Here is a 26,795-nt window from a genome sequence, read left to right on the forward strand (position 1 = left end):
CAAAGCAGTGCTTTGAGCAACCTGCGGCTAGTTTCCTAGTTTGCTCTTTGATTTCCATTGAGTATAATTCTCCAATTTATAAAATGAAATTGCTTTTATATCTAAATTGCTATATAATAATGATAAGGAGGAAATAAGTATGTTAAAAGAAGTACTAACCGTTGCAAAAGTTGCGAAAAAATCTTCATTATTTTTGGGTGGTGTCGCATTTGGTACCCTTGGTTTGAAAATCTTAGCAAGTAAGGAAGCTAAAAAAGGTTATTCTAAAGCTTTGGCTAAGGCTTACAAGTTAAAAGACGAGCTAGATGCATCTGTTTCTGTTGTGAAACAACATGGAGACGATGTTTTGCAAGATGCTAAATATTTGTATGAGCAAGAGAAAAAAGAAGAGCAATTAGATAGCCTTATAGGAGAATAATATGTCTTTTAAAGTGCTATATAGAGGATATCAACATATCCGACTATCATCTTCTTTTTCACTTACCTTGGATATTCAAGACTATCTTCGTTCCTTGGCGAGAGATGAGAAGGGAATTGAGTCTATCCAGTTTTACATGGATCAACAGCACTTTACCCTATGTATAAAAGAAGGCTTCTCTGTATTAGACAATGCAGAAGCCTTTTTAAAAAGAATTGATAAAGGGAAAGTTTCTGAGTTGATGACTCTTCCTGTTCGTAGAGAAGAGAGTGCCTATTCTATCGTTTCAGGTGCAGCGATTAAGCGTGTGCTTTTTCGTAGTCTTGTGCCGTCTCCTATTCGCTATATATGGACTTGTTATCAGGCTTTTGGATATGTTAAAGAAGCCTATCAAACACTAGCGCGTAAGGAACTAACGATGGAAGTCTTGGACTGTTCGGCTATTTTATTGTCTTTGTTTATGAACCAATCCAATACTGCCAGCAACATCATGTTTATGCTTGATTTGGGGAATCATTTAGATCAGTGGTCCTTGAAAAAAACTGCAACAGATTTAGAACAGAGTCTTCTTGCAAAAGAGAGCGATGTATTCTTGGTACAGGGCGATACGGTCGTTAGTATCAAGAGTTCCGATGTTCAAATAGGAGATGTCTTGGTCCTATCTCAAGGAAATGAAATTCTGTTTGATGGACAAGTAGTTTCAGGTTTAGGTATGGTCAACGAAAGTTCCTTGACGGGAGAGAGTTTTCCAGTTGAAAAAAGAGAGTCTGATTTGGTTTGTGCAAACACAGTCTTGGAGACTGGGGAGCTACGCATTCGTGTAACCGATAATCAGATGAACAGCCGTATTTTACAGCTGATTGAGTTGATGAAAAAATCTGAAGAAAACAAGAAAACCAAACAACGCTATTTCATCAAGATGGCGGACAAGGTCGTCAAATATAATTTCTTGGGGGCTGGTCTGACTTATCTATTAACGGGTTCTTTTTCTAAGGCTATTTCTTTCCTATTGGTCGATTTCTCCTGTGCTTTGAAAATCTCTACTCCTGTAGCTTATTTGACAGCTATCAAGGAGGGGTTGAACCGTGAAATGGTGATTAAGGATGGAGATGTTCTAGAGAAATATCTGGAAGTTGACACTTTCTTATTTGATAAGACAGGAACAATCACAACTAGCTATCCTATAGTTGAAAAGGTGTTACCTTTTGGGGACTATAGCGAGGAAGATATTCTCAGAATCAGTGCCTGTCTTGAGGAACACATTTATCATCCTATTGCTAATGCCATTGTCAAACAAGCCGAGATAGAGGGGATTGAACATGAGGAAATGCATGGGAAACTCCAATATATCGCAAGTAAGGGAATCAAATCTCATATAGATGGGCAACCAGTTCTTATTGGGAATTATGTCTTGATGCAGGATGAGCAGATTCATATTAGTTTGGAACAACATGCTTTGATCGAAGAGTACAAGAATCACTACAATCTCTTATTCTTAGCCTACCAGAATGAATTGATTGGAATGTTCTGCATTCATACTCCTCTGAGAAAAGAAGCAAAAGCAGCCTTGGAGAAACTTAAGGCACAAGGGAAAAAATTGATTCTGGCAACAGGGGACACCTTGGTTAGAACAGAGGAATTAGTCAAAGATTTGCCCTTTGATCAGGTCTATACAGACTTGAAACCTGATGGGAAATTTGAGTTAGTAGAGGAACTGCAGAAAGCAGGTCACACTATTTTGATGGTTGGAGATGGATTGAATGACTCAGCGGCTCTAACCCTATCAGATATCGGTGTGGTGATGAATGAGAGTGCAGATATTTCTAAGCAGATGAGTGATATCTTATTGTTAGATAATCGTTTGGATTTCTTCCAAGAGTTGGATTCGCTATCATCATCTTTGCAAACACTTATCAAGAAGAATATTCAAGATACCGTTGTCGTAAATAGTAGTTTGATTGGCTTTGGCTTGTTTAATTGGCTCAGTCCTTCAAATCTCTCTATCTTACATAATCTAACAACCTTGCGCATTGTCTTGCGTAGTCTGTCTATTAAAAATAGATAGATGAGAGTTATTAACAGCAAAAAGGAGTTACCTTTCTCGAGGTTAACTCCTTTGTTTATAGATAAATGTTGAATAGTTTAGTAAGTCAATACAAAGTATTTTTTCTTACCGCGACGGATAACAGTTAGTTCGTTCTCTAACTTATCTGCGTCGCTCAAGACATAGTCAAGGTCTTGGATGCGGTCGCCGTTTACGTAGATAGCTCCATTTTGGACATCTTCACGAGCTTGGCGTTTTGAGTTCACCACACCAGATGAAACGAGCAGTTCCACGATATTGTGGTCTTCATCAGCTTGAACTTGGTAGTTTGGTACTCCACGAAGTCCTTGTTTGAGTTCTTTAACAGAAAGGTTTTTAATGTTTCCTGCAAAGAGTTGCTCAGTGATGTTAAGGGCTTCTTTGTAGGCTTCTTCGCCGTGAACAAGTGTGACCACTTCACGAGCCAAGACTTTTTGAGCCAAGCGTTCGTGTGGAGCTGCTTCAAATTGTTTACGGATGTCTTCAATCTCATCAAGTGACAAGAAAGTAAAGATTTTCAAGAAGCGAACAGCGTCTGCGTCCATAACGTTCATCCAAAATTGGTACATTTCGTATGGAGAAGTCTTTTCAGGATTGAGCCAGACGGCGTTTCCTTCTGATTTACCAAATTTCTTACCAGTTGCATCTGTGATCAATGGAACAGTGATAACGTGGCCAGTCTTGTCAGACTTACGACGAAGCAATTCAGTACCAGCTGTCATATTTCCCCACTGGTCAGAACCACCGATTTGAAGCGTTACGTTGTGGTCTTGGTTAAGGACGAAGAAGTCGTACCCTTGCATGATTTGGTAAGCGAACTCAGTGTAAGAAATCCCTGTTTCAATCCGTTTTTTCACAGATTCCTTACTCATCATGTAGTTGACAGTAAAGTATTTTCCGATATCACGGAGGAAGTCAATGAAGCTGATGCTGCCAAACCAGTCGTAGTTGTTGACCATGACAGCCTTGTTTTCGCCATTTTCAAAGTCAAGAAAACGAGAAAGTTGTCCTTGGATAGACTTGACCCAGCCATCTACTGTGTCTTTTGTTTGGAGACTACGCTCAGCATCTTTGAAGGACGGATCTCCGATGAGACCTGTAGCACCGCCAACGAGCGCATAAGGTTTGTGACCTGCTAGTTGCAGGCGACGACTTGTCAAGATTGCGACAAGGTGGCCTAGGTGAAGGCTGTCAGCAGTTGGATCGTAGCCAGTATAATAAGAAACTTGACCTTCTTCTAGGGCTTTACGCAAAGCTTCTTCATCAGTCGTTTGAAAAATCAAACCACGCTCTTTTAGCTCATCAAAAATGTGCATGTGTCTTTTCTCCTTTTTAAAAATATTGTTTCTACCTATTGTATCACAAACTTGGGCAATAGCCTAGTAGAATAAGGAAGAAAGTGGCTATTTTATTGAAAGTTTACCTTTTATGGTATAATAGATAGAGTGAGGAAATCCATGCAAAATCAATTAAATGAATTAAAACGAAAAATGCTGGAATTTTTCCAGCTAGTAAAATCAAAAATAAATCATAAAAAAACAGAGAAAGTCTCAGAAGAGAAGCAGTCGGATGGGACAGGTGGGAAAGTTCTGGCTATCCTAGGTAGCATTTTAGTTGCTATTAAGGGCATTCTGAATACTCTCTTTATTCTAGGCTTTATCGGTGGGCTTTTTGGTGCTGGTGTAGCTCTTGGTTATGGAGTTGCTTTGTTTGATAAGGCTAAGGTTCCCCAAACGGAGGACTTGGTCAAGCAGGTTAAAAATATTTCTTCCATTTCAGAAATTGTTTATGCAGATGGGAGTGTCATTGCTTCTATAGAGAGTGACCTACTGAGAACTTCTGTAACATCTGAGGAAATATCGGACAATCTCAAAAAGGCTATCGTTGCTACTGAGGACGAACATTTTCTTGAACATAAAGGGGTTGTGCCAAAAGCTGTGATTCGGGCGACTTTGGGAACCTTTGCAGGTTTGGGCTCATCTAGCGGGGGCTCGACCTTGACCCAACAGTTAATCAAGCAACAAGTGGTCGGAGATGCTCCTACCTTGGCTCGTAAGGCTACAGAAATTGTTGATGCTCTTGCCTTGGAACGCAGCATGAGCAAGGATGAAATCTTGACTACTTATCTCAATGTTGCTCCCTTTGGTCGAAATCATAAAGGGCAGAATATTGCAGGTGCCCAGCAAGCTGCTGAAGGGATTTTCGGTATCGATGCCAACAAGTTAAGTATTCCTCAAGCCGCTTTTCTAGCAGGTTTGCCACAGAGTCCGATTACTTATTCCCCTTATGAAAATACTGGAGAGTTAAAGAGTGATGAAGACTTAGAACTTGGTTTGAAGCGGGCCAAGGATGTTCTCTACAACATGTACCGTACGGGTGCCCTGACTCAGGAAGAATACGACCAGTACAAGGATTATAATCTCAAACAAGACTTCTTGCCATCAGGAACTGTCAATGCTGTTTCGAGGGATTATCTCTACTTTACTGCTATGGCTGAAGCGACAGACCGTATGTATGATTATCTAGTTCAACAGGACAATGTCTCTAGCCAAGAGTTGAAAAACGAGTCGATTCAAAAGGCCTATCATGAGCGAGCTGAGCAGGAACTAAGTAATGGTGGCTACAAAATCACTACAACGATCAATAAAAAAATCCATAACGCTATGCAAAATGCAGTTGCTAACTATGGTCATTTGGTAGATGATTCGACTGGGCAGCCTGAAGTAGGGAATGTTTTGATGGACAATAAAACGGGAGCTGTTCTAGGCTTTGTTGGTGGTCGTAATTACCAGACCAACCAAAACAATCACGCCTTCGACACCAAGCGTTCGCCAGCCTCTACAACCAAGCCTTTGTTGGCCTACGGTATTGCCATTGATCAAGGTTTGATGGGAAGCGCTAGTATCTTGTCCAATTATCCAACAAAATTCTCTAATGGAAATCCTATCATGTATGTAAATAGTCCAGGTACAGGCATGATGACCCTAGGTGAAGCCTTGAACTATTCGTGGAATATCCCAGCCTATTGGACCTATCGCATGCTTCGTGAGAAGGGTGTTGATGTCAAGGGTTACATGGAGAAAATGGGTTACGAGATTCCGGAGTACGGTATCGAAAGTCTGCCTATGGGCGGCGGTATTGAAGTCACAGTCGCCCAGCATACCAATGGTTATCAAACAATTGCTAATAACGGTGTTTATCATCAGAAACATGTGATTTCTAAGATTGAATCATCTGATGGTAGAGTAATCTATGAATTCCAAGACAAACCAGTTCAAGTGTACTCGAAGGCAACGGCAACAATTATGCAGAGTTTGCTTCGTGAGGTGATTTCATCTCGAATCACTTCAAGTTTCCAAACGGATTTGGCTTCTATCAATTCAAGCTTAGCTCGTGCAGACTGGATTGGTAAGACTGGTACAACTAATGAAGATGAAAATATGTGGCTCATGCTGTCAACACCAAGATTGACTCTAGGTGGTTGGCTAGGGCATGATGACAACCGCCCGATGGCTAAGGGGGCTGGGCATTATCGAAATGCCAAATATATGGCTTACTTGGTCAATGCTATCCAACAGGCTGAGCCTGGTGTTTGGGGCAATGAACGCTTTAATCTTGATTCTAGTGTGACCCAATCTCAGGTCCTCAAATCTACAGGGCAAAAGCCGGGCAAAGTATCCGTTAATGGAAAAACGGTGGATCTTTCAGGGGCTACTGTAACGAGTTATTGGGCTAATAAGGCGGGAGCTCCTACGACAAGCTATCACTTTGCTATTGGAGGAAGTGAAGCAGATTACCAAAATGCTTGGTCAAGTATTATTGGTAGTTTCTCATCTACACCAAGTTCAAGTAGTAGTTCTAGCAGTACATCAAGTTCATCATCTACACAACCAAATAGTAGAAGATAGGAAAGTGGCATTGATTGCCACTTTTTTCTTTTTTCCTTTCGTGTTACAATAAAGGTATGAATCAGTATCAGAAAAAGATTGTTAAAGGAACTATTTATTCGCTCCTATCCGGCTTAATCTGGGGAATCTGTGGAATTTTAGGAGAATATTTCTTTACTCATTATCAAGTGTCCTCTGGCTGGATTACCTCTATGCGTTTGACACTGGCAGGGAGTCTTGTGCTTATTTGGTCTGCAATGCAATTAAAATCGCAAGTGCTAGATATCTGGCGAGACAAGAAGAATTACCTGCCCTTTTTGGCCTATGCTATTTTGGGAATTTTCTCAGTCCAGTATTTTTTCTATCTCTGTGTAGAATACTCAAATGCAGCGACAGCAACTATTTTACAGTTTATTAGTCCAGTTTTTATCCTCTTTTACAATCGTTTGGTTTATCAAAAACGAGCGTCAAAAAGCGCTATTTTCTATGTTTTGGTTGCCATGCTGGGTGTTGGCTTGATGGCGACAAAGGGGGATCTCTCTCAGTTATCCATGACGCCACTAGCCCTTGTAACAGGTTTGCTGAGTGCTATGGGGGTTATGTTTAATGTTATCCTGCCCCAACCTTTCGCGAAGCGCTATGGTTTTGTACCCACGGTTGGGTGGGGGATGATTTTGGCAGGTTTATTTAGCAATGTCCTTTCGCCAGTGTATCAGCTTTCCTTTACTCCTGATATTTGGAGTATCTTGATTTGCCTTATTATTGCTTTCTTTGGGACGGCTTTTGCTTTTTTTATTTCCATGAAGGCAGTGTCCTTGGTCTCTCCTTTGGTGGTTTCTGTTATCAGTGCCAGTGAACCTCTCTCCTCTGCTCTCTTGAGTGTTTTGTTTTTAGGATTGGTGGTGGATTGGTCCCTTCTTCTAGCTATGGCCCTGATTATTTTACCCATGATTTTCCTATCGATAGAAGAAGCGAAAGAAAGTAAATAAAAAGTCTTTTCTTAATTCTAAAAGTGTGCTATACTAGAATAGTCAATAAAACACGGGGAGATAGTTGTGAAGAGTGTTTTTAGGTTGTATCGGTAGGGGCTTGCTTTTACCGACAGCACGTTTTATCTCACATCCCTAAAAATCATACCTAAAAACAAACAAAAAGGCTTCAAATTTGAGGCCTTTTTTGGTAGAATAGGTATCATTAAAATGAACTAGGAGGCGCCTATGACTGCTACAAAAATGAACGCTCAAGAAATTATCCAATTTATCGCCAATGCTGAAAAGAAAACCAGTGTGAAAGTAACATTTGAGGGACAACTCGCAACTGCTGTACCTAGCTCTGTTGTCAAACTAGGGAATGTCCTATTTGGAGACTGGAAAGATGTGGCTCCGCTTCTCGATGGTTTGGTAGAAAATCAAGACTATGTTGTTGAGCAAGATGCTCGTAATTCTGCAGTTCCCTTGCTAGACAAACGTGCTATCAACGCTCGTATCGAGCCAGGTGCTATTATCCGTGATCAGGTTGAAATTGGTGACAATGCTGTTATCATGATGGGAGCAGTTATCAATATCGGTGCTGAAATCGGTGCAGGGACCATGATTGACATGGGTGCTATCCTTGGTGGCCGTGCTATCGTGGGGAAAAACAGTCACGTTGGTGCAGGTGCTGTTCTTGCAGGTGTGATTGAGCCAGCTAGCGCTGAACCAGTCCGTGTTGGAGACAATGTTCTCATCGGTGCCAACGCAGTGGTTATCGAAGGAGTTCAAATCGGTAGTGGTTCAGTCGTTGCTGCAGGAGCCATTGTTACCCAAGATGTCCCAGAAAACGTGGTGGTGGCAGGTGTTCCAGCTCGTATTATCAAAGAGATTGATACCCAAACCCAACAAAAAACAGCGCTAGAGGATGCGCTTCGTACCTTATAATTGTAAAAGTAATAAAGAGGCGGAACCCTTCTTCCAGCCTCTTTCTGCTATATCGGAGGATAGATAGATGTTAGATTTGATTCAGACTAGACGAGATTTACACCAGATTCCAGAGATTGGCTTGGAGGAGTTCAAGACTCATGCTTATTTGCTGGATGTGATTGAGAAATTGACTGCGGGCAAGGAGTTTGTTCAAGTTCGTACTTGGCGGACAGGTATTTTGGTCTATTTGCAGGGAAGTCAGCCAGAGCGTACCATTGGTTGGCGGACAGATATTGATGGTCTGCCTATCGTTGAACAAACAGGCCTTCCTTTTGCTTCTCAGCACCAAGGTCGCATGCACGCCTGCGGTCATGATTTCCACATGACTATTGCCTTGGGCTGTCTTGAGCGAGCCCTTGAGGAGCAACCAAAGAACAATCTGCTCTTTCTGTTTCAGCCTGCTGAAGAAAATGAAGCTGGTGGCATGCTCATGTATGAGGATGGCGCTTTTGGAGACTGGTTGCCAGACCAGTTTTATGGACTTCATGTTCGGCCAGATTTGAAGGTTGGTCAGATTGCGACCAATACTCATACACTCTTTGCAGGGACTTGCGAGGTGAAGATTCGTTTCAAAGGTAAAGGTGGCCACGCAGCCTTTCCGCATGAAGCCAATGACGCCTTGGTGGCCGCTAGTTACTTTGTGACCCAGGTGCAGTCAGTTGTCAGCCGCAATGTCAACCCAATCGAGGGAGCGGTGGTGACCTTTGGAGTTTTCCAAGCTGGAACAACCAACAATGTTATCACAGATACAGCCTTTTTGCATGGAACTATTCGGGCCTTAACACAGGACATGAGCCTCTTGGTGCAAAAGCGAGTCAAAACAGTTGCAGAAGGAGTTGCAGCAGCCTTTGGTATGGAAGTCGAAGTGGAACTCAAACAAGGTGGTTACCTGCCTGTTGAGAACAATCCAGCCTTGGCGCGTGAACTGATGGACTTTTTTGAAGAGAAAGACGGAATTGAGTTGATTGATATCGAACCTGCTATGACAGGTGAAGACTTTGGTTATCTCCTTTCAAAAGTTGATGGCGTTATGTTCTGGCTAGGTATTGATAGTCCCTACGCCCTTCATCACCCTCAGATGAGTCCTAAGGAAGAAGCATTAGCTATTGGGGTGGATGCGGTCTCTAGTTTCCTCAAAAAGAAGGCAGCAGAGTAGAGGGGTTGTCTATGAAATCGGAATTACGTAAGCAAGTCTTGAAAGAAATGAAGGCTTTACCTCGAGAGCAAAAACAATTTATAGACCAAGCTTTAACTGAGCGACTTTTACACCATCCCTTCTACCAAGAAGCTAAGGTCATCGCAAGCTACCTCTCTTTTCCTCATGAGTTTCAAACGCAGGAACTGATTGAGCAGGCGCTGAAGGACGGCAAGAAGGTTCTGATACCCAAAACCTATCCCAAGGGGTGCATGGACTTTGTAGTCTATGAACCGCAACAGTTGGTAAAAACTTCCTTTGGACTACTGGAACCACAGGGAGATTTGGAAGTTGTGGATGCCTCTCAGATTGATTTGATTCATGTTCCTGGTCTGGCTTTTACGACGGAAGGATATCGGATTGGATACGGTGGAGGTTATTATGACCGCTATCTGGAACATTTTTCTGGTCATACTTTGAGTACGATCTATCCTTGTCAAATTCAGGACTTTATCCCTGAAAACCATGATATTCCTGTTCAGGAGGTTCTGATTGATGAAGGAAATCTTTGATAGACGTTACCCTGTGACGAGTTTCTTCCTTTTAGTGACGGCCTTGGTGTTTCTATTAATGCTGGTGACTACAGGCGGAAACTTTGACAGGGCGGATACCTTATTTCGATTTGGAGCCATGTATGGGCCTGCTATTCGGCTCTTTCCCGAGCAGATTTGGCGTCTCTTTTCTGCCATTTTTGTTCATATTGGTTGGGAGCATTTCATTGTTAATATGCTTTCCCTTTATTATCTTGGTAGACAAGTAGAGGAAATTTTCGGATCCAAGAAGTTTTTCTTTCTCTATCTCTTATCTGGAATGATGGGCAATCTCTTTGTTTTTGTATTTAGTCCAAAATCCTTAGCAGCAGGAGCTTCTACTTCTCTCTATGGGCTATTTGCCGCGATTATCATTCTTCGCTATGCTACGCGTAATCCTTATATCCAGCAGTTGGGGCAATCCTATCTGACACTTTTTGTGGTTAATATTATTGGAAGTGTTCTGATTCCAGGAATCAGCCTAGCAGGCCATATCGGGGGAGCAGTTGGTGGAGCATTTCTAGCAATTATCTTTCCAGTTCGAGGAGAAAGACGGATGTATAGTACCAGTCAGAGGTTAGGAGCGGTAGTCTTGTTTGTAGGACTTGCAGTCTTACTTCTCTACAAGGGAATGGGGTTGTGAAGGTTTATAAGAATAGTTATGTAATAAAAAAGATAAGGCATTTTTGAACCTTATCTTTTTATGTTATTCTTTTTCAGCCAATTCTTTTCCCAGTTGGATGAGGTAATCTTTCAAGTCATCTTTGACTTGTGGGTGCTTGAGGGCGTAGTCAATAGATGTTTTCATAAAACCAAACTTATCCCCAACGTCGTAACGAGCTCCTGTAAATTCACGGGCGAAAACACGTTGTGTTTTATTAAGTGTATCAATAGCATCGGTAAGCTGGATTTCATTTCCAGCGCCAGGAGCTTGATTTTCGAGGATCTCAAAAATTTCTGGTGTGAGCAGATAACGACCGATAATAGCTAGATCACTTGGAGCCTCCTCTGGAGCTGGTTTTTCAACAAAAGTTTCGACACTGTAGAGACCATTAATCCCTTCACCCTGAGGAGCGATAACTCCATATGCTGAAACTTCTTCATGAGGGACAGGCATAACAGCAATTGTTGATGCGTGAGTCGTCTCGTAATCGTTCATCAATTGTTTTGTCAAAGGGACAGCGTGGTCATCTGTGATATCCATTAGGTCGTCACCCAGCATGACAACGAAGGGCTCATTCCCTACAAAAGCTTTTGCTTGTAAGACAGCATCGCCAAGACCACGAGGATGGCTTTGACGGATAAAGTGAAGGCGAATGCCAGTTGTTTCGTCTACCAATTTTAGTAAGTCATGTTTGCCTTTTTCTTTGAGGTTGTACTCAAGCTCAAAGTTTGAGTCAAAGTGGTCTTCAATAGAACGTTTTGATTTACCAGTGACAACCAGAATATCTTCAATACCTGATTTAAGAGCTTCTTCTACGATAAATTGGATAGTTGGTTTATCTACAATTGGCAACATTTCTTTAGCAAGTGCTTTGGTTGCTGGTAAAAATCGAGTCCCGAGTCCAGCGGCAGGGATGACTGCCTTTCTAACTTTTGATGTCATAAGAATCCTTTCTTTAGAGGGTTAAGACCACTCATTTTCTGCTTTAAATTCATTGTTCATGATGTCATAAATGGCATCTTTAATATTGGTTCCGTGGTAAATAACTTGGTAAATGGCTTGTGTAATTGGCATATAGACTCCAAGTTCTTGCGCTAGTTCATAGGCTGCTCGAGTTGTTGAAATTCCTTCAATCACCATGCCCATATTGGCTTCAATATCAGCTAGAGATTCTCCACGACCAAGAGCATCTCCAGCTCTCCAGTTACGAGAGTGGATGGAGGTTCCCGTTACGATCAAATCTCCCACACCAGATAAGCCGCTATAGGTCAATGGATTGGCACCGAGTGCTACCCCTAGGCGGGTAATTTCTGCCAAGCCTCGAGCGATGATGGCTGCCTTAGCGTTGTCACCAAATCCTAAACCATGTAAGGCTCCAGCACCGACAGCGATAATGTTTTTAAGAGCACCAGCGGTTTCGACCCCGATAACATCCGTATTGGTATAAAGTCGGAAGTAGTGATTACTAAAGAGTTCTTGAACGTATTGAGCTGTTTGTAAATCTTTAGAAGCAGCAGTGATTAAAGTCAGGTCACGTACAATGGTTTCTTCCGCATGACTAGGTCCTGAAACAACGACAATATCACTGCGGAGATGTTCAGGAATTTCTTCTTCAAGGATGGTTGATAATCGTTTATGGCTATCGGGTTCTAATCCCTTTGAAGCGTGCATGATGATAGCCTTATGGTCTAGGGTTTGTGCAACTTGTTGTGCAACAAGTCGTGTCACTTTTGTTGGGACAACAAACAAAATCGCATCTACATCTCTCAGTGCCTCTGATAAGTCGGTGTAGGCAATGATATTTTCATCTAGAACGACATCTTTAAAGTAGTGTTTATTAGTATGGTGTGTATTAATTTCATTGATTTGCTCGGGAATGTTTCCCCAAATACGTACCTCGTGTCCATTGTCATTTAAGACTTGTGAAAGGGCAGTTCCCCAAGAACCAGGCCCCAAGACGGCGACGGTTTGTTTTTCCATGTTTTCCTCCTTGATAGAGTCCTTTCTCTTATTCTATCATATTCTGGAGGATTTTGCACTTGCATTGCTGGGGGAGTGGTTGCTTTGTTACTTGAAAAATATATAAAAACCGAGCCTAAGTATTAAACTCTTAGACTCGGTTTTTATATTCCTTAAAGAATAACTCGGTTTATTTCAATTGATCTGTAATGTCTTTTGATAGCAACATTCCCAGATGATAAGTTTTATTGATGTAAGCAATGACATCATTGATATTTTCAGTCGTGTGAATTTTCTCTTTGATATCAGTCCTAAATGTTTCATCCTTCAAAAGTTGTTCTTGGTAGAGTTTTTGCAGTCTCTCCTTCTCGTACTTATTGAGCAGAAAAAGGAACACCAAGCTAATTACAACGAGGATATAAGCATATTGGCTCATAGAATATCTCCCTGTATGATAAAGAAGTAGTAGTGAGTAGATTGAATTAGTGAAGCGCCTAACCAAATCCCTGATAGGGTTTGACATTCGTTGCTTAGATTGCCTTGCATTCTAGTGACTTGAAGATTGCCACCAGCCACTAAGCCAATTAATAGATTTGGTTGACCAATTTAGTGAGGCGTTTAGGCAAGTGTCTCTGGTTACGACGTAAAGAAACATAAATCGATAATATTTATGTTTCTTTACTAGTGAAGTGCCTAGCCAAATTCCTGATAGGATTTGGCGTTAGTTACTTAGATTGCTTTGCAATCAAGTAATTTAAAATATTACGACATGAACCAAACCAAATCGATATTATTTGGTTAGATGAATTAGTAAAGCGTTTAGACAAGTGTCTCTGATTACGACGTCATGGCCCCTAAATCGATTATATTTAGGGACCATGACTAGTGAAGCAGTTAGCTAGTCCGCATATAAGCGGCTAGCGTCTAACAATTAGGAACTTTAGTTCCAATTGTTAGTACTGAATCACATCTTCTCTGGCGCTTCTACTCCAAGCAAGCGAAGGGCTTCTTTGAGAACGACTGCGGTTGCGTAGCTGAGGGCTAGACGGCTGTCGCGTTCTGGACTTTCATCCAAGATACGTGTATGTGCATAGTATTTGTTGAAGGCTTGAGCTAGGCTAATTGCAAATTTAGCAATGATAGAAGGTTCAAAGTTATCCGCCGCACGGTTGATAATACGTGGGAAGTCTTGGATGAGTTTGATGATTTCCCAACTTTCAGCATCATTTAAGCTGTAATTAGCCACTGTTTCTGGTTTGAAGTCTGCTTTACGTAAGATCGATTGGATACGAGCATAGGCATATTGTACATAAGGACCAGTTTCCCCCTCGAAGGATACCATAGCTTCTAGGTCGAAGTCATATCCATTTGTACGGTCGGTCTTGAGGTCATAGAATTTAATGGCTCCAACCCCAACAGCATGTGCTACCTGGTCTTTGTTTTCTAGTTCAGGATTTTTAGCCTCAATTTGGGCCTTGGCACGACTAACAGCCTCTGCAACAGTAGGCTCTAGCAAGATGACATTCCCTTTACGAGTAGAGAGTTTTTTCCCTTCTTTTGTAACCAAACCAAAAGGAACATGAGTAATGTCTTCACTCCAGTCGTAGCCCATTTCTTTCAAGACAGCTTTGAGCTGTTTAAAGTGGGCAGATTGTTCTTGACCAACAACGTAGATAGATTTAGCAAATTGGTATTCGTTTTTACGGTAAAGGGCTGCAGCCAAGTCACGTGTGATATAGAGAGTTGCACCATCAGATTTCTTGATAAGGGCTGGATGTTCAATTCCGTATTTCTCAAGGTTGACAACTTGGGCCCCTTCTGATTCAACAAGAAGGCCTTTTTCAGAAAGAATGTCTACAACAGCATCCATCTTATCGTTGTAGAAGGCTTCTCCGTTATAGCTGTCAAATTCGACTTGCAATTCATTGTAAAGGCGGTTAAATTCCACCAAACTTTCATCACGGAACCATTGCCAAAGAGCGAGAGCTTCCTCATCTCCATTTTCCAGTTTGCGGAACCATTCGCGTGCTTCTTCATCCAAGCTAGGGTCATTTTCAGCTTCAGCGTTGATGCGGACATAGAGTTTAAGAAGTTCATCAATTGGATGAGCTTTTACAGCTTCTTCGTCGCCCCATTTTTTGTAGGCAACAATCAACATCCCAAACTGTTTCCCCCAGTCTCCCAAGTGGTTGACCTTGACTGTTTGATAACCGATTTTTTGGAAAATATGTGACAAGCTATCTCCGATAACAGTTGAGCGCAGGTGACCAATAGAAAATGGTTTAGCGATATTGGGACTAGACATATCGATAACAACATTTTCTTGTTTACCAATAGTTTGGTCAGCATAGTGTTCTTTTTCAGTGATAACAGCTTGCAATACTTGAGCAGAAATGGCAGATTTATCAAGGAAAAAATTGACGTAAGGTCCTGTTGCAACAACTTTTTCAAAGGCTTGGCTGTTAATTTTTTCAGCCAGTTCAGCCGCAATCATTTGAGGTGCTTTACGTTCGACTTTTGCAAGAGAAAAAGCAGGGAAAGCGATGTCTCCCATTTCTGAGTTTTTAGGGGTTTCCAGTAAATTTAAAATAGCCTCTTGGTCCAGGCTATCAATGATGCTAGCCAACTCGCTAGCAATCAATTCTTTTGTATTCATTAAGAGCTCCTTTTTGGACTTTTCTACTATTTTATCACAATTTTAAAGAAAGAAGAAAAAATTTTTGAAATCTCCTATTTTTTTGGTATAATATAGTTATAAAATTAGTTATAAATATGCATATAAGAGGATTTTATGAGAAAAAGAGATCGTCATCAGTTAATAAAAAAAATGATTACTGAGGAGAAATTAAGTACACAAAAAGAAATTCAAGATCGGTTGGAGGCGCACAATGTTTTTGTGACGCAGACAACCTTATCTCGTGATTTGCGCGAAATCGGCTTGACCAAGGTCAAGAAAAATGATATGGTGTATTATGTACTAGCAAATGAGACAGAAAAGATTGATTTGGTGGAATTTTTGTCTCATCATTTAGAAGGCGTTGCAAGAGCAGAGTTTACCTTGGTACTTCATACCAAATTGGGAGAAGCCTCTGTTTTGGCAAATATTGTAGATGCAAACAAGGATGAATGGATTTTAGGAACAGTTGCTGGTGCCAATACCTTATTGGTCATTTGTCGAGACCAGCACGTTGCCAAACTCATGGAAGATCGTTTGCTAGATTTGATGAAAGATAAGTAAGGTCTTGAGAGTTGCTCTCAAGACTTATTTTTGACAAGGAGAGACGGACAATGGCGACAGAAAAGCTATCACCCGGCATGCAACAGTATGTGGATATTAAAAAGCAATATCCAGATGCGTTTTTGCTCTTTCGGATGGGTGATTTTTATGAATTATTTTATGAGGATGCGGTCAATGCTGCGCAGATTCTGGAAATTTCCTTAACGAGTCGCAACAAGAATGCCGATAATCCGATTCCTATGGCGGGTGTTCCCTATCATTCTGCCCAACAGTACATCGATGTCTTGATTGAGCAGGGCTATAAGGTAGCTATCGCAGAGCAGATGGAAGATCCTAAACAGGCAGTTGGGGTTGTGAAACGAGAGGTTGTTCAGGTCATTACGCCAGGGACAGTGGTCGATAGCAGTAAGCCAGACAGTCAGAATAATTTTTTGGTTGCTATAGATCGAGATGGCAGTCAATTTGGCCTAGCTTATATGGACTTGGTGACCGGAGACTTTTATGTGACGGGTCTATTGGATTTCACGCTGGTTTGTGGGGAAATCCGCAATCTCAAGGCGCGAGAAGTGGTGCTGGGCTATGACTTGTCTGAGGAAGAGGAACTAATCCTTAGTCGTCAGATGAATCTGGTACTTTCCTATGAAAAAGAAGGCTTTGAAGACCTTCATTTACTGGATTCACGATTGGCAGCTGTGGAGCAAGCGGCATCTAGGAAGCTACTCCAGTATGTTCATCGGACTCAGATGAGGGAATTGAACCACCTCAAGCCTGTTATCCGCTATGAAATCAAGGATTTTTTACAGATGGATTATGCGACCAAGGCTAGTCTAGATTTGGTTGAGAATGCTCGCTCGGGTAAGAAACAAGGCAGTCTTTTCTGGCTTTTGGATGAAACCAAAACTGCTATGGGAATGCGTCTCTTGCGGTCTTGGATTCATCGCCCCTTGATTGATAAGGAACGAATTATCCAACGTCAAGAAGTGGTGCAGGTCTTTCTCGACCATTTCTTTGAGCGCAGTGATTTGACAGACAGTCTCAAGGGAGTTTATGATATCGAACGATTGGCTAGTCGTGTTTCTTTTGGCAAAACCAATCCCAAGGATCTCTTGCAGTTGGCGACCACCTTGTCTAGTGTGCCACGGATTCGTGCTATTTTAGAAGGGATGGAGCAATCTGCTCTAGCTTATCTCATCGAACAACTGGATGGAATCCCTGAGTTGGAGAGTTTGATTAGCGCAGCGATTGCTCCTGAAGCCCCTCATGTGATTACAGATGGGGGAATTATCCGAACTGGATTTGATGAGACCTTGGATAAATACCGTCGTGTCCTCAGAGAAGGTACGAGCTGGATTGCAGAGATTGAGGCTAAGGAGCGAGAAAACTCTGGTATCAGTACGCTCAAGATTGACTACAATAAGAAGGATGGCTACTATTTCCATGTGACCAATTCTCAACTGGGAAATGTGCCAGCCCATTTTTTCCGCAAGGCGACGCTGAAAAACTCAGAACGCTTTGGAACCGAAGAATTAGCCCGTATCGAGGGAGATATGTTGGAGGCACGTGAGAAGTCAGCTAACCTAGAGTACGAAATTTTTATGCGTATTCGTGAAGAGGTCAGCAAGTATATCCAGCGTTTGCAGGCTTTAGCTCAAGGCATTGCGACAGTTGATGTCTTACAGAGTCTAGCAGTTGTGGCTGAAACCCAGCATTTGATTCGACCTGAATTCGGAGATAATTCGCGAATTGATATCCAGAAAGGGCGCCATGCTGTCGTTGAAAAGGTTATGGGGGCTCAGACCTATATTCCCAATACGATTCAGATGGCAGAAGATACCAGTATTCAACTGATTACAGGGCCCAACATGAGCGGGAAGTCTACCTACATGCGTCAGTTAGCCATGACGGCGGTTATGGCCCAGCTGGGTTCTTATGTGCCAGCAGAAAGCGCCCATTTACCGATTTTTGATGCGATTTTTACCCGTATCGGAGCAGCAGACGACTTGGTTTCAGGTCAATCAACCTTTATGGTAGAGATGATGGAGGCTAATAATGCCATTTCTCATGCGACTAAGAATTCTTTGATTCTCTTTGATGAGTTAGGACGGGGAACTGCAACTTACGATGGGATGGCCTTAGCTCAGTCCATCATTGAATACATCCATGAGCATATCGGAGCCAAGACCCTCTTTGCGACCCACTACCATGAGTTGACCAGTCTGGAGTCCAGCTTGGAACACTTGGTCAATGTCCACGTGGCAACCTTGGAGCAGGATGGGCAGGTCACTTTCCTTCATAAGATTGAACCAGGTCCAGCTGATAAATCCTACGGTATCCATGTTGCCAAAATTGCTGGCTTGCCAGCAGACCTTTTAGCAAGGGCGGATAAGATTTTGACTCAGTTAGAGAATCAAGGGACAGAAAGTCCTGCTCCTATGAAACAAACAAGTACTGTCTCAGAACAAATTTCACTCTTTGACACGCCTGCAGTGCATCCTATCCTAGCAGAATTGTCTAAACTAGATGTTTACAATATGACACCTATGCAGGCTATGAATGTCTTGGTCGAGTTAAAACAGAAACTATAAAATCAAGACTCACTAGTTAATCTAGCTGTATCAAGGAGACTTCTTTGACAAGTTCCCACTTTTTTGCTAGAATAACATCACACAAACAGAATGAGAAGGAGCTGACGCATTGTCGCTTCCTTTTGTCTATTTTTTAAGGAGAAAATATGCTGATTCAGAAAGTAAAAACCTACAAGTGGCAGGCCTTGGCTTCGCTTCTGATGACAGGCTTGATGGTTGCTAGTTCACTTCTGCAACCGCGTTATCTGCAGGAAGTGTTAGACGCCCTACTTGCTGGGAAATATGAAGCTATTTATAGTATCGGGGCTTGGTTGATTGGTGTGGCCTTGGTCGGTCTGGTTGCTGGTGGTCTCAATGTTGTCCTTGCAGCCTATATTGCACAAGGAGTTTCATCCGACCTTCGGGAGGACGCCTTCCGTAAAATCCAAACCTTTTCTTATGCCAATATTGAACAATTTAATGCGGGAAATCTAGTCGTTCGCATGACAAATGACATCAACCAGATTCAGAACGTCGTCATGATGACCTTCCAAATTCTTTTCAGGCTTCCCCTCTTGTTCATCGGTTCGTTTATCCTTGCGGTTCAAACTTTACCATCTCTGTGGTGGGTGATTGTTCTCATGGTGATCTTAATTTTTGGTTTGACTGCTGTCATGATGGGAATGATGGGACCTCGTTTTGCCAAGTTTCAAACCCTTCTTGAACGCATCAATGCCATTGCCAAGGAAAATTTGCGTGGCGTTCGTGTGGTCAAGTCCTTTGTCCAAGAAAAAGAGCAGTTTGCTAAGTTTACGGAGGTTTCAGACGAGCTACTCGGTCAAAATCTTTACATTGGTTATGCCTTTTCAGTAGTGGAACCTTTCATGATGTTGGTCGGTTATGGGGCGGTATTTTTCTCTATTTGGCTAGTTGCGGGGATGGTTCAGTCGGATCCGTCAGTTGTTGGCTCCATTGCTTCCTTTGTCAATTACCTAAGCCAGATTATCTTTACCATTGTTATGGTTGGATTTTTAGGAAATTCTGTCAGTCGTGCCATGATTTCTATGCGTCGTATTCGAGAAATTCTGGATGCAGAGGCAGCCATGACCTTCAAGGATGTCCCAGATGAAGATTTGGTCGGCAGTCTTAGCTTTGAAAATGTGACCTTTACCTATCCAATGGACAAGGAACCGATGCTGAAAGATGTGAGCTTTACTATTGAACCTGGTCAGATGGTTGGTGTAGTTGGAGCCACTGGTGCAGGAAAATCAACCTTGGCTCAATTGATTCCACGTCTCTTTGACCCACAGGAAGGGGCTATCAAAATCGGAGGTAAGGATATTCGAGAAGTGAGTGAAGGAACCCTGCGTAAAACAGTTTCTATCGTTCTTCAGCGTGCCATTCTCTTTAGTGGAACGATTGCAGATAACTTGAGACAGGGTAAGGGAGATGCCACTCTATTTGAAATGGAGCGTGCAGCCAATATTGCCCAAGCCAGTGAATTCATTCATCGTATGGAGAAAACCTTTGAAAGTCCAGTTGAGGAACGGGGAACCAATTTCTCTGGTGGGCAAAAGCAAAGGATGTCGATTGCTCGTGGAATTGTCAGCAATCCACGTATTCTGATTTTTGACGATTCGACCTCGGCCTTGGATGCTAAGTCAGAGCGCCTGGTGCAAGAAGCCTTGAATAAGGACTTAAAGGGAACAACAACCATTATCATCGCTCAAAAGATTAGCTCGGTTGTCCATGCAGACAAGATCTTGGTACTGGATCAAGGACGATTGATTGGTCAAGGCACGCATGCAGACTTGGTTGCCAACAATGCCGTTTACCGTGAAATCTACGAAACACAGAAAGGAAAGGAGGAGTAAAATGAAGACAGTTCAATTTTTTTGGCATTATTTTAAAGTCTATAAGCTATCATTTGTAGTTGTTATTCTGATGATTGTTCTAGCGACTCTTGCCCAAGCCCTCTTTCCAGTCTTTTCTGGACAAGCAGTAACAGAGCTAGCTAATTTAGTTAAAGCTTATCAAAATGGCAATCCAGAACTTGTTTGGCAAAGCCTATCAGGAATCATGGTCAATCTTGGCCTGCTGGTTTTGGTTCTCTTTATCTCCAGTGTCATATACATGTGTCTTATGACGCGCGTGATTGCAGAGTCGACAAACGAGATGCGCAAAGGCCTCTTCGGTAAGCTTTCTCGGTTAGCGGTTTCTTTCTTTGACCGCCGAAAAGATGGCGATATCCTGTCTCGTTTTACCAGTGATTTGGATAATATCCTCCAAGCCTTTAACGAAAGTTTGATTCAGGTCATGAGCAATATTGTTTTATATATTGGTCTGATTCTCGTCATGTTTTCGAGAAATGTGACGCTGGCCCTCATCACCATTGCCAGCACACCAGTGGCCTTCCTTATGCTGATTTTTATTGTAAAAATGGCACGCAAATACACCAACCTCCAGCAAAAAGAGGTAGGGAAGCTCAACGCCTATATGGATGAGAGTATCTCAGGCCAAAAAGCCGTGATTGTGCAAGGAATTCAAGAGGATATGATGGCAGGATTTCTTGAACAAAATGAGCGCGTACGTAAGGCAACCTTTAAAGGAAGAATGTTCTCAGGAATTCTTTTCCCTGTTATGAATGGGATGAGCTTGGTTAACACAGCCATCGTCATCTTTGCTGGTTCAGCTGTACTTTTGAATGATAAGTCTATTGAAACTAGTACAGCCCTAGGTCTGATTGTTATGTTTGCCCAATTTTCACAGCAGTACTACCAGCCTATTATTCAAGTTGCGGCTAGTTGGGGAAGCCTTCAGTTAGCCTTTACAGGTGCTGAACGGATTCAGGAAATGTTTGACGCAGAGGAAGAAATCCGACCTGAAAAGGCTCCAATCTTCACTAAGTTGCAAGAAGGTGTTGAAATCAGTCATATTGATTTTTCATACTTGCCTTATAAACCTATTTTGAAAGATGTCAGCATTTCCGCTCCGAAAGGCCAGATGACAGCGGTTGTTGGTCCGACAGGTTCAGGGAAAACGACTATTATGAACCTTATCAATCGCTTTTATGATGTTGATGCTGGTGGTATTTATTTTGATGGGAAAGACATCCGTGACTATGACTTGGATAGTCTCAGAAGCAAGGTGGGGATTGTCTTGCAAGATTCGGTCTTGTTTAGCGGAACGATTCGAGACAATATCCGTTTCGGTGTACCAGATGCTAGTCAAGAAATGGTTGAGGCAGCAGCCAAAGCAACCCACATTCACGACTATATCGAAAGCTTGCCTGATAAGTACGATACACTTATCGATGATGACCAGAGCATCTTCTCGACAGGACAAAAGCAATTGATTTCTATCGCTCGAACCCTGATGACAGATCCAGAAGTTCTCATTCTCGATGAAGCAACTTCAAACGTAGATACGGTGACAGAAAGCAAGATTCAGCATGCCATGGAGGCAGTTGTAGCAGGTAGAACCAGTTTTGTCATTGCCCATCGCTTGAAAACTATTCTCAATGCTGATCAGATTATTGTCCTCAAAGATGGAGAAGTCATTGAACGTGGTAACCACCATGAACTTTTGAAACTAGGTGGCTTCTATTCAGAACTCTATCACAATCAATTTGTTTTCGAATAAGAAAGAAGTTGTCCTATGTGGGCAGCTTTTTCTTGTCCATAAAAAATATTTATCACGGCCTTTAAAAAAACATATTAGACGAAAGGCATTTTGAGTGATATGATAGGACTATCGTTAATATTCGAAAGGAGAGGCATCATGGCTAGAACGGTTGTAGGAGTTGCTGCAAATCTATGTCCCGTAGACGCGGAAGGAAAAAACATTCATTCATCTGTATCTTGTAGATTCGCAGAGAGCATTCGTCAAGTCGGCGGTCTCCCTTTAGTCATTCCTGTTGGTGATGAGTCAGTCGTGCGCGATTATGTAGAAATGATTGACAAGCTTATCTTGACAGGTGGCCAAAATGTCCATCCTCAGTTTTATGGAGAGAAAAAGACCATCGAGAGCGATGATTACAATCTGGTCCGTGATGAATTTGAATTGGCACTCTTGAAGGAAGCTCTTCGTCAGAATAAACCAATTATGGCAATCTGTCGCGGTGTTCAACTTGTCAATGTTGCCTTTGGCGGCACCCTCAATCAAGAAATCGAAGGTCACTGGCAAGGCCTGCCTTTCGGAACATCTCATTCTATTGAGACAGTAGAAGGAAGCGTGGTGGCTAAGCTATTTGGAAAAGAAAGTCAAGTCAACTCCGTCCATCGTCAAAGCATTAAAGATTTGGCACCTAATTTCCGTGTAACTGCTATTGATCCAAGAGACCAGACCATCGAAGCGATTGAGTCTATCGATGAGCACCGCATTATCGGTTTGCAGTGGCATCCAGAGTTTCTGGTTAATGAAGAAGATGGCAATTTAGAACTATTTGAGTATTTATTGAATGAATTGTAACGACTGGGACATCTGGTCGTTCTTTATTTTATTTTTTCAAAATTTTTGGAATGTGGCATTTTTACGCAAACGTTTGAATTCTGATAAAAATTGGAGAAATTCGACAAAAAAACTTGAAAAAAACGAAGGTAAGCGTTATGATAGAAAAGAAGAAATATTGGAGGAATAACATGTCACATATTAAATTTGATTATTCAAAAGTTTTAGACAAATTTGTTGCACCACATGAAGTGGAATACATGCAAGCACAAGTAACAGCAGCAGATGAATTGATCCGTAAAGGAACTGGTGCTGGTAGCGACTTCTTGGGATGGTTGGACCTTCCTGAAAACTACGACCGCGAAGAATTTGACCGCATCTTGAAAGCTGCTGAGCAAATCAAATCAGACAGCGATGTTTTGGTTGTAATCGGTATCGGTGGATCTTACCTTGGTGCGAAAGCAGCAATCGACTTCTTGAACCACCACTTTGCAAACTTGCAAACAAAAGAAGAACGCAAGGCTCCACAAATCCTTTACGCAGGAAACTCAATCTCATCTACTTACCTTGCTGACTTGGTAGAGTACGTAGCTGACAAAGACTTCTCGGTAAACGTGATTTCTAAATCAGGTACAACAACTGAACCAGCTATCGCTTTCCGTGTCTTCAAAGAACTTTTGGTTAAGAAATACGGTCAAGAAGAAGCAAACAAACGTATCTATGCAACAACTGACCGCCAAAAAGGCGCTGTTAAGGTTGAAGCAGATGCTAACGGTTGGGAAACATTTGTTGTTCCAGATGATATCGGTGGACGCTTCTCAGTATTGACAGCCGTTGGTTTGCTTCCAATCGCAGCATCAGGAGCTGACATCAAAGCCCTTATGGAAGGTGCGAATGCAGCTCGCAAAGACTACACTTCAGATAAAATCTCTGAAAACGAAGCTTACCAATACGCAGCAGTTCGTAACATCCTTTACCGTAAAGGCTATGCAACTGAGATCTTGGTAAACTACGAGCCATCACTTCAATACTTCTCAGAATGGTGGAAACAATTGGCTGGTGAATCAGAAGGAAAAGACCAAAAAGGTATCTACCCAACTTCAGCCAACTTCTCAACTGACTTGCACTCACTTGGTCAATTTATCCAAGAAGGAACTCGTATCATGTTTGAAACAGTTGTCCGTGTTGACAAACCTCGTAAAAACGTGATTATCCCTAGCTTGGAAGAAGACCTTGATGGACTTGGTTACCTTCAAGGAAAAGACGTTGACTTTGTAAACAAAAAAGCAACTGACGGTGTTCTTCTTGCCCACACAGACGGTGATGTACCAAACATGTACGTGACTCTTCCAGAGCAAGATGCTTTCACTCTTGGTTACACAATCTACTTCTTCGAATTGGCTATCGCTCTTTCAGGTTACTTGAATGCTATCAACCCATTTGACCAACCAGGTGTTGAAGCTTACAAACGTAACATGTTTGCCCTTCTTGGAAAACCAGGATTTGAAGAATTGAGCAAAGAACTTAACGCACGTCTATAATAGAAGAAAAGAGTGGTTTGTCCACTCTTTTTACTCTCTTTATTCATAGCAATTGGACTCAGCCAAGACTTGTGATATAATATAGAGAGCAAAAAGGCAGACGCCTAGAGACTTTATAGGAGAAACTATGTCAAAAGATATCCGCGTACGTTACGCACCAAGTCCAACAGGACTACTACACATCGGAAATGCCCGTACAGCATTGTTCAACTACCTTTACGCACGTCATCACGGTGGAACTTTTATTATCCGTATCGAAGATACTGATCGTAAACGCCATGTTGAGGACGGTGAACGTTCACAGCTTGAAAACCTTCGTTGGCTGGGTATGGATTGGGATGAAAGTCCAGAAACACATGAAAACTACCGCCAGTCTGAGCGTTTGGACTTGTATCAAAAATACATCGACCAATTACTAGCTGAAGGAAAAGCCTACAAATCTTATGTTACAGAAGAAGAGTTGGCAGCTGAACGCGAAAGCCAAGAAGCTGCTGGTGAAACACCTCGATATATCAACGAATACCTTGGTATGAGTGAAGAAGAAAAAGCAGCTTACATCGCAGAACGTGAAGCAGCAGGGATCATTCCAACTGTTCGTTTAGCTGTCAATGAGTCAGGTATCTACAAGTGGCATGATATGGTCAAAGGTGATATCGAATTTGAAGGTGGCAATATCGGTGGTGACTGGGTTATCCAAAAGAAAGACGGTTACCCAACTTACAACTTTGCCGTTGTCATCGATGACCATGATATGCAAATTTCTCACGTAATCCGTGGAGACGACCACATTGCTAATACACCAAAACAGCTCATGGTTTATGAAGCACTTGGTTGGGAAGCTCCAGAGTTCGGTCACATGACCTTGATTATCAACTCTGAGACTGGTAAAAAATTGTCTAAACGTGACACCAACACCCTTCAGTTTATCGAAGATTACCGTAAAAAAGGTTATTTACCAGAAGCAGTCTTTAACTTTATTGCTCTTCTTGGTTGGAACCCAGGTGGCGAAGATGAAATCTTCTCTCGTGAAGAATTGATTAAACTTTTCGATGAAAACCGTCTCAGCAAGTCACCAGCAGCCTTCGACCAGAAAAAACTAGACTGGATGAGCAATGATTATATCAAGAATGCAGACCTAGAAACTATCTTTGAAATGGCAAAACCATTCCTAGAAGAAGCGGGTCGATTGACAGACAAGGCTGAAAAATTAGTTGAGCTCTATAAACCACAAATGAAATCAGTAGATGAGATTATCCCATTGACAGATCTCTTCTTCTCAGATTTCCCAGAATTGACCGAAGCAGAGCGCGAAGTCATGGCGGGTGAAACAGTCCCAACAGTTCTTGAAGCCTTCAAAGCAAAACTCGAAGCGATGACAGATGATGAATTTGTGACAGAGAATATCTTCCCACAAATTAAAGCAGTCCAAAAAGAAACAGGTATTAAAGGGAAAAATCTCTTCATGCCTATTCGTATTGCTGTTTCAGGTGAAATGCATGGACCAGAATTACCAGATACGATCTTCTTGTTAGGTCGTGAAAAATCAATCCAGCATATCGAAAATATGTTAAAAGAAATCTCTAAATAAGAAGGGTACAATAATGGACATCTGGGAAAAGATGTACGAAGAAGCACAGAAACTATACGATCCACATGAAGTATCTGATTTTGTTTACGCCAACCATGTTGTAGCCGCAGTGGAAGCAGAAGATGGACAAATATTTACAGGTTTCTGTATGGAGGGAACCTGTGGTGTTTTCCATCTCTGCGCAGAGCGTGCGGCACTCTTTAATATGTACCAATTTTCAGGGCAAACTAAGGTTAAGAAAGTATTAGCCTTTCGAGACAAACCGCCGTATGGTGGAAGTTCGGGTATGCCTTGTGGCGCTTGCAGAGAGTTCCTCTTAGAGTTGAACGCTGAAAATAAGGACGCAGAAGTCATGATGGACTACGATACAAGAAAGACGGTTAAAGTTGCAGAACTAATGCCCTATTGGTGGGGAGAAGAACGTGCTTCTAAGTTTAATAATCAATAGAAGAGTCAGTATAATTCTGGCTCTTTTTACTTAATTTGAAAAAAACAGAAAAAGTAGTTGACAAGTCTGAAAAAGTCTGTATAATAGTAAGAGTTGAAAACAACTCTGGTCCGTTGGTCAAGGGGTTAAGACACCGCCTTTTCACGGCGGTAACACGGGTTCGAATCCCGTACGGACTATGGTATGTTGCGGTTGAAGCACTTGATGAAAAAAAGTTTCAAAAAAGTTTCAAAAAAGTGTTGACAAGCGAAAGCGACTGTGATATACTAATAT

21 protein-coding genes and 1 tRNA gene are annotated in these 26,795 nt (G+C 42.0%); 17 read left to right on the forward strand and 5 right to left on the reverse strand.

Features of this window, described 5'->3' with window-relative positions:
* The first annotated feature begins 139 nt into the window (after positions 1-139).
* Both ADG81_RS04350 and ADG81_RS04355 read left to right on the forward strand, forming a co-directional pair.
* Positions 140-418, forward strand: a complete 279-nt coding sequence (locus ADG81_RS04350; RefSeq protein ID WP_000910909.1) for a DUF6110 family protein — start codon at positions 140-142, stop codon at positions 416-418.
* Between the two features lies 1 nt (position 419).
* Positions 420-2,483, forward strand: coding sequence for a heavy metal translocating P-type ATPase (locus tag ADG81_RS04355; RefSeq protein WP_049551018.1), 2,064 nt, complete (start codon positions 420-422; stop codon positions 2,481-2,483).
* Between the two features lie 77 nt (positions 2,484-2,560).
* Here ADG81_RS04355 and tyrS read toward each other — a convergent pair whose 3' ends face one another.
* Complete coding sequence (gene tyrS, locus ADG81_RS04360) at positions 2,561-3,817, reverse strand: tyrosine--tRNA ligase (RefSeq protein WP_049551019.1); 1,257 nt, start codon at positions 3,815-3,817, stop codon at positions 2,561-2,563.
* Positions 3,818-3,958: 141 nt separating this feature from the next.
* Between tyrS and pbp1b the strand changes: the two genes are divergently transcribed.
* From pbp1b to ADG81_RS04390, 6 genes are all read left to right on the forward strand, one after another.
* Positions 3,959-6,409: a penicillin-binding protein PBP1B gene (pbp1b, locus tag ADG81_RS04365; RefSeq protein ID WP_049551020.1), complete on the forward strand. Its 2,451-nt coding sequence runs from the start codon at positions 3,959-3,961 to the stop codon at positions 6,407-6,409.
* A 56-nt stretch (positions 6,410-6,465) separates the two neighbouring features.
* Positions 6,466-7,377: a DMT family transporter gene (locus ADG81_RS04370; RefSeq protein WP_049551032.1), complete on the forward strand. Its 912-nt coding sequence runs from the start codon at positions 6,466-6,468 to the stop codon at positions 7,375-7,377.
* Positions 7,378-7,605: 228 nt separating this feature from the next.
* Positions 7,606-8,304, forward strand: coding sequence for a 2,3,4,5-tetrahydropyridine-2,6-dicarboxylate N-acetyltransferase (gene dapD / locus ADG81_RS04375; RefSeq protein ID WP_049551021.1), 699 nt, complete (start codon positions 7,606-7,608; stop codon positions 8,302-8,304).
* A 67-nt stretch (positions 8,305-8,371) separates the two neighbouring features.
* Entirely contained in the window at positions 8,372-9,502 is a 1,131-nt protein-coding gene (locus tag ADG81_RS04380; protein WP_049551022.1) for an N-acetyldiaminopimelate deacetylase, read from the forward strand.
* 11 nt (positions 9,503-9,513) lie between these two features.
* Positions 9,514-10,053 carry a 5-formyltetrahydrofolate cyclo-ligase gene (locus ADG81_RS04385; RefSeq protein WP_049551023.1) on the forward strand — a complete coding sequence of 180 codons (540 nt, stop codon included), beginning with the start codon at positions 9,514-9,516 and terminating at the stop codon, positions 10,051-10,053.
* A complete protein-coding gene (locus ADG81_RS04390) occupies positions 10,037-10,714 on the forward strand; it encodes a rhomboid family intramembrane serine protease (RefSeq protein WP_049551024.1) in 678 nt (225 codons plus the stop codon). Before ADG81_RS04385 ends, ADG81_RS04390 begins: the two co-directional genes overlap by 17 nt.
* A gap of 63 nt (positions 10,715-10,777) precedes the next feature.
* Here ADG81_RS04390 and galU read toward each other — a convergent pair whose 3' ends face one another.
* From galU to argS, 4 genes are all read right to left on the reverse strand, one after another.
* Positions 10,778-11,677: a UTP--glucose-1-phosphate uridylyltransferase GalU gene (galU, locus tag ADG81_RS04395; protein ID WP_000202214.1), complete on the reverse strand. Its 900-nt coding sequence runs from the start codon at positions 11,675-11,677 to the stop codon at positions 10,778-10,780.
* Positions 11,678-11,698: 21 nt separating this feature from the next.
* Complete coding sequence (locus tag ADG81_RS04400; RefSeq protein WP_049551025.1) at positions 11,699-12,715, reverse strand: NAD(P)H-dependent glycerol-3-phosphate dehydrogenase; 1,017 nt, start codon at positions 12,713-12,715, stop codon at positions 11,699-11,701.
* A 169-nt stretch (positions 12,716-12,884) separates the two neighbouring features.
* Positions 12,885-13,130, reverse strand: a complete 246-nt coding sequence (locus tag ADG81_RS04405) for a hypothetical protein (protein ID WP_000084858.1) — start codon at positions 13,128-13,130, stop codon at positions 12,885-12,887.
* A 528-nt stretch (positions 13,131-13,658) separates the two neighbouring features.
* Positions 13,659-15,350 carry an arginine--tRNA ligase gene (argS, locus tag ADG81_RS04410; protein ID WP_049551026.1) on the reverse strand — a complete coding sequence of 564 codons (1,692 nt, stop codon included), beginning with the start codon at positions 15,348-15,350 and terminating at the stop codon, positions 13,659-13,661.
* 135 nt (positions 15,351-15,485) lie between these two features.
* On the opposite strand from argS, the gene argR reads away from it, so the two are divergent.
* From argR to ADG81_RS04460, 9 genes are all read left to right on the forward strand, one after another.
* On the forward strand, positions 15,486-15,932 hold the full coding sequence (argR, locus tag ADG81_RS04415; protein ID WP_001231476.1) for an arginine repressor: 447 nt from the start codon (positions 15,486-15,488) through the stop codon (positions 15,930-15,932).
* Between the two features lie 50 nt (positions 15,933-15,982).
* Positions 15,983-18,517 carry a DNA mismatch repair protein MutS gene (gene mutS / locus ADG81_RS04420; RefSeq protein ID WP_049551027.1) on the forward strand — a complete coding sequence of 845 codons (2,535 nt, stop codon included), beginning with the start codon at positions 15,983-15,985 and terminating at the stop codon, positions 18,515-18,517.
* 146 nt (positions 18,518-18,663) lie between these two features.
* Positions 18,664-20,370 (forward strand): multidrug efflux ABC transporter subunit PatA, encoded by a 1,707-nt coding sequence (gene patA, locus ADG81_RS04425; RefSeq protein WP_049551028.1) that lies wholly within the window; start codon positions 18,664-18,666, stop codon positions 20,368-20,370.
* A gap of 1 nt (position 20,371) precedes the next feature.
* Positions 20,372-22,138, forward strand: a complete 1,767-nt coding sequence (patB, locus tag ADG81_RS04430; RefSeq protein ID WP_045606629.1) for a multidrug efflux ABC transporter subunit PatB — start codon at positions 20,372-20,374, stop codon at positions 22,136-22,138.
* Positions 22,139-22,276: 138 nt separating this feature from the next.
* Complete coding sequence (locus ADG81_RS04435; protein ID WP_000124770.1) at positions 22,277-22,966, forward strand: gamma-glutamyl-gamma-aminobutyrate hydrolase family protein; 690 nt, start codon at positions 22,277-22,279, stop codon at positions 22,964-22,966.
* Positions 22,967-23,136: 170 nt separating this feature from the next.
* A complete protein-coding gene (locus tag ADG81_RS04445) occupies positions 23,137-24,486 on the forward strand; it encodes a glucose-6-phosphate isomerase (protein ID WP_049551029.1) in 1,350 nt (449 codons plus the stop codon).
* Positions 24,487-24,613: 127 nt separating this feature from the next.
* Positions 24,614-26,074, forward strand: a complete 1,461-nt coding sequence (gene gltX, locus ADG81_RS04450; RefSeq protein ID WP_049551030.1) for a glutamate--tRNA ligase — start codon at positions 24,614-24,616, stop codon at positions 26,072-26,074.
* 13 nt (positions 26,075-26,087) lie between these two features.
* Positions 26,088-26,522 carry a cytidine deaminase family protein gene (locus ADG81_RS04455; protein WP_049551031.1) on the forward strand — a complete coding sequence of 145 codons (435 nt, stop codon included), beginning with the start codon at positions 26,088-26,090 and terminating at the stop codon, positions 26,520-26,522.
* Between the two features lie 107 nt (positions 26,523-26,629).
* Positions 26,630-26,701, forward strand: a tRNA-Glu gene (locus tag ADG81_RS04460).
* Positions 26,702-26,795: the final 94 nt, after the last annotated feature.

Origin of the sequence: Streptococcus pseudopneumoniae (genome assembly GCF_001070815.1) — a bacterium.
Lineage (GTDB): Bacteria > Bacillota > Bacilli > Lactobacillales > Streptococcaceae > Streptococcus > Streptococcus pseudopneumoniae_P.

What these genes read in the sequence shown, in the direction of transcription:
- ADG81_RS04350 (WP_000910909.1), top strand. Translation starts at nt 140, where the DNA reads ATGTTAAAAGAAGTACTAACCGTTGCAAAAGTTGCGAAAAAATCTTCA.
- ADG81_RS04355 (WP_049551018.1), top strand. Translation starts at nt 420, where the DNA reads ATGTCTTTTAAAGTGCTATATAGAGGATATCAACATATCCGACTATCA.
- tyrS (WP_049551019.1), bottom strand. Translation starts at nt 3,817, where the DNA reads ATGCACATTTTTGATGAGCTAAAAGAGCGTGGTTTGATTTTTCAAACG.
- pbp1b (WP_049551020.1), top strand. Translation starts at nt 3,959, where the DNA reads ATGCAAAATCAATTAAATGAATTAAAACGAAAAATGCTGGAATTTTTC.
- ADG81_RS04370 (WP_049551032.1), top strand. Translation starts at nt 6,466, where the DNA reads ATGAATCAGTATCAGAAAAAGATTGTTAAAGGAACTATTTATTCGCTC.
- dapD (WP_049551021.1), top strand. Translation starts at nt 7,606, where the DNA reads ATGACTGCTACAAAAATGAACGCTCAAGAAATTATCCAATTTATCGCC.
- ADG81_RS04380 (WP_049551022.1), top strand. Translation starts at nt 8,372, where the DNA reads ATGTTAGATTTGATTCAGACTAGACGAGATTTACACCAGATTCCAGAG.
- ADG81_RS04385 (WP_049551023.1), top strand. Translation starts at nt 9,514, where the DNA reads ATGAAATCGGAATTACGTAAGCAAGTCTTGAAAGAAATGAAGGCTTTA.
- ADG81_RS04390 (WP_049551024.1), top strand. Translation starts at nt 10,037, where the DNA reads ATGAAGGAAATCTTTGATAGACGTTACCCTGTGACGAGTTTCTTCCTT.
- galU (WP_000202214.1), bottom strand. Translation starts at nt 11,677, where the DNA reads ATGACATCAAAAGTTAGAAAGGCAGTCATCCCTGCCGCTGGACTCGGG.
- ADG81_RS04400 (WP_049551025.1), bottom strand. Translation starts at nt 12,715, where the DNA reads ATGGAAAAACAAACCGTCGCCGTCTTGGGGCCTGGTTCTTGGGGAACT.
- ADG81_RS04405 (WP_000084858.1), bottom strand. Translation starts at nt 13,130, where the DNA reads ATGAGCCAATATGCTTATATCCTCGTTGTAATTAGCTTGGTGTTCCTT.
- argS (WP_049551026.1), bottom strand. Translation starts at nt 15,350, where the DNA reads ATGAATACAAAAGAATTGATTGCTAGCGAGTTGGCTAGCATCATTGAT.
- argR (WP_001231476.1), top strand. Translation starts at nt 15,486, where the DNA reads ATGAGAAAAAGAGATCGTCATCAGTTAATAAAAAAAATGATTACTGAG.
- mutS (WP_049551027.1), top strand. Translation starts at nt 15,983, where the DNA reads ATGGCGACAGAAAAGCTATCACCCGGCATGCAACAGTATGTGGATATT.
- patA (WP_049551028.1), top strand. Translation starts at nt 18,664, where the DNA reads ATGCTGATTCAGAAAGTAAAAACCTACAAGTGGCAGGCCTTGGCTTCG.
- patB (WP_045606629.1), top strand. Translation starts at nt 20,372, where the DNA reads ATGAAGACAGTTCAATTTTTTTGGCATTATTTTAAAGTCTATAAGCTA.
- ADG81_RS04435 (WP_000124770.1), top strand. Translation starts at nt 22,277, where the DNA reads ATGGCTAGAACGGTTGTAGGAGTTGCTGCAAATCTATGTCCCGTAGAC.
- ADG81_RS04445 (WP_049551029.1), top strand. Translation starts at nt 23,137, where the DNA reads ATGTCACATATTAAATTTGATTATTCAAAAGTTTTAGACAAATTTGTT.
- gltX (WP_049551030.1), top strand. Translation starts at nt 24,614, where the DNA reads ATGTCAAAAGATATCCGCGTACGTTACGCACCAAGTCCAACAGGACTA.
- ADG81_RS04455 (WP_049551031.1), top strand. Translation starts at nt 26,088, where the DNA reads ATGGACATCTGGGAAAAGATGTACGAAGAAGCACAGAAACTATACGAT.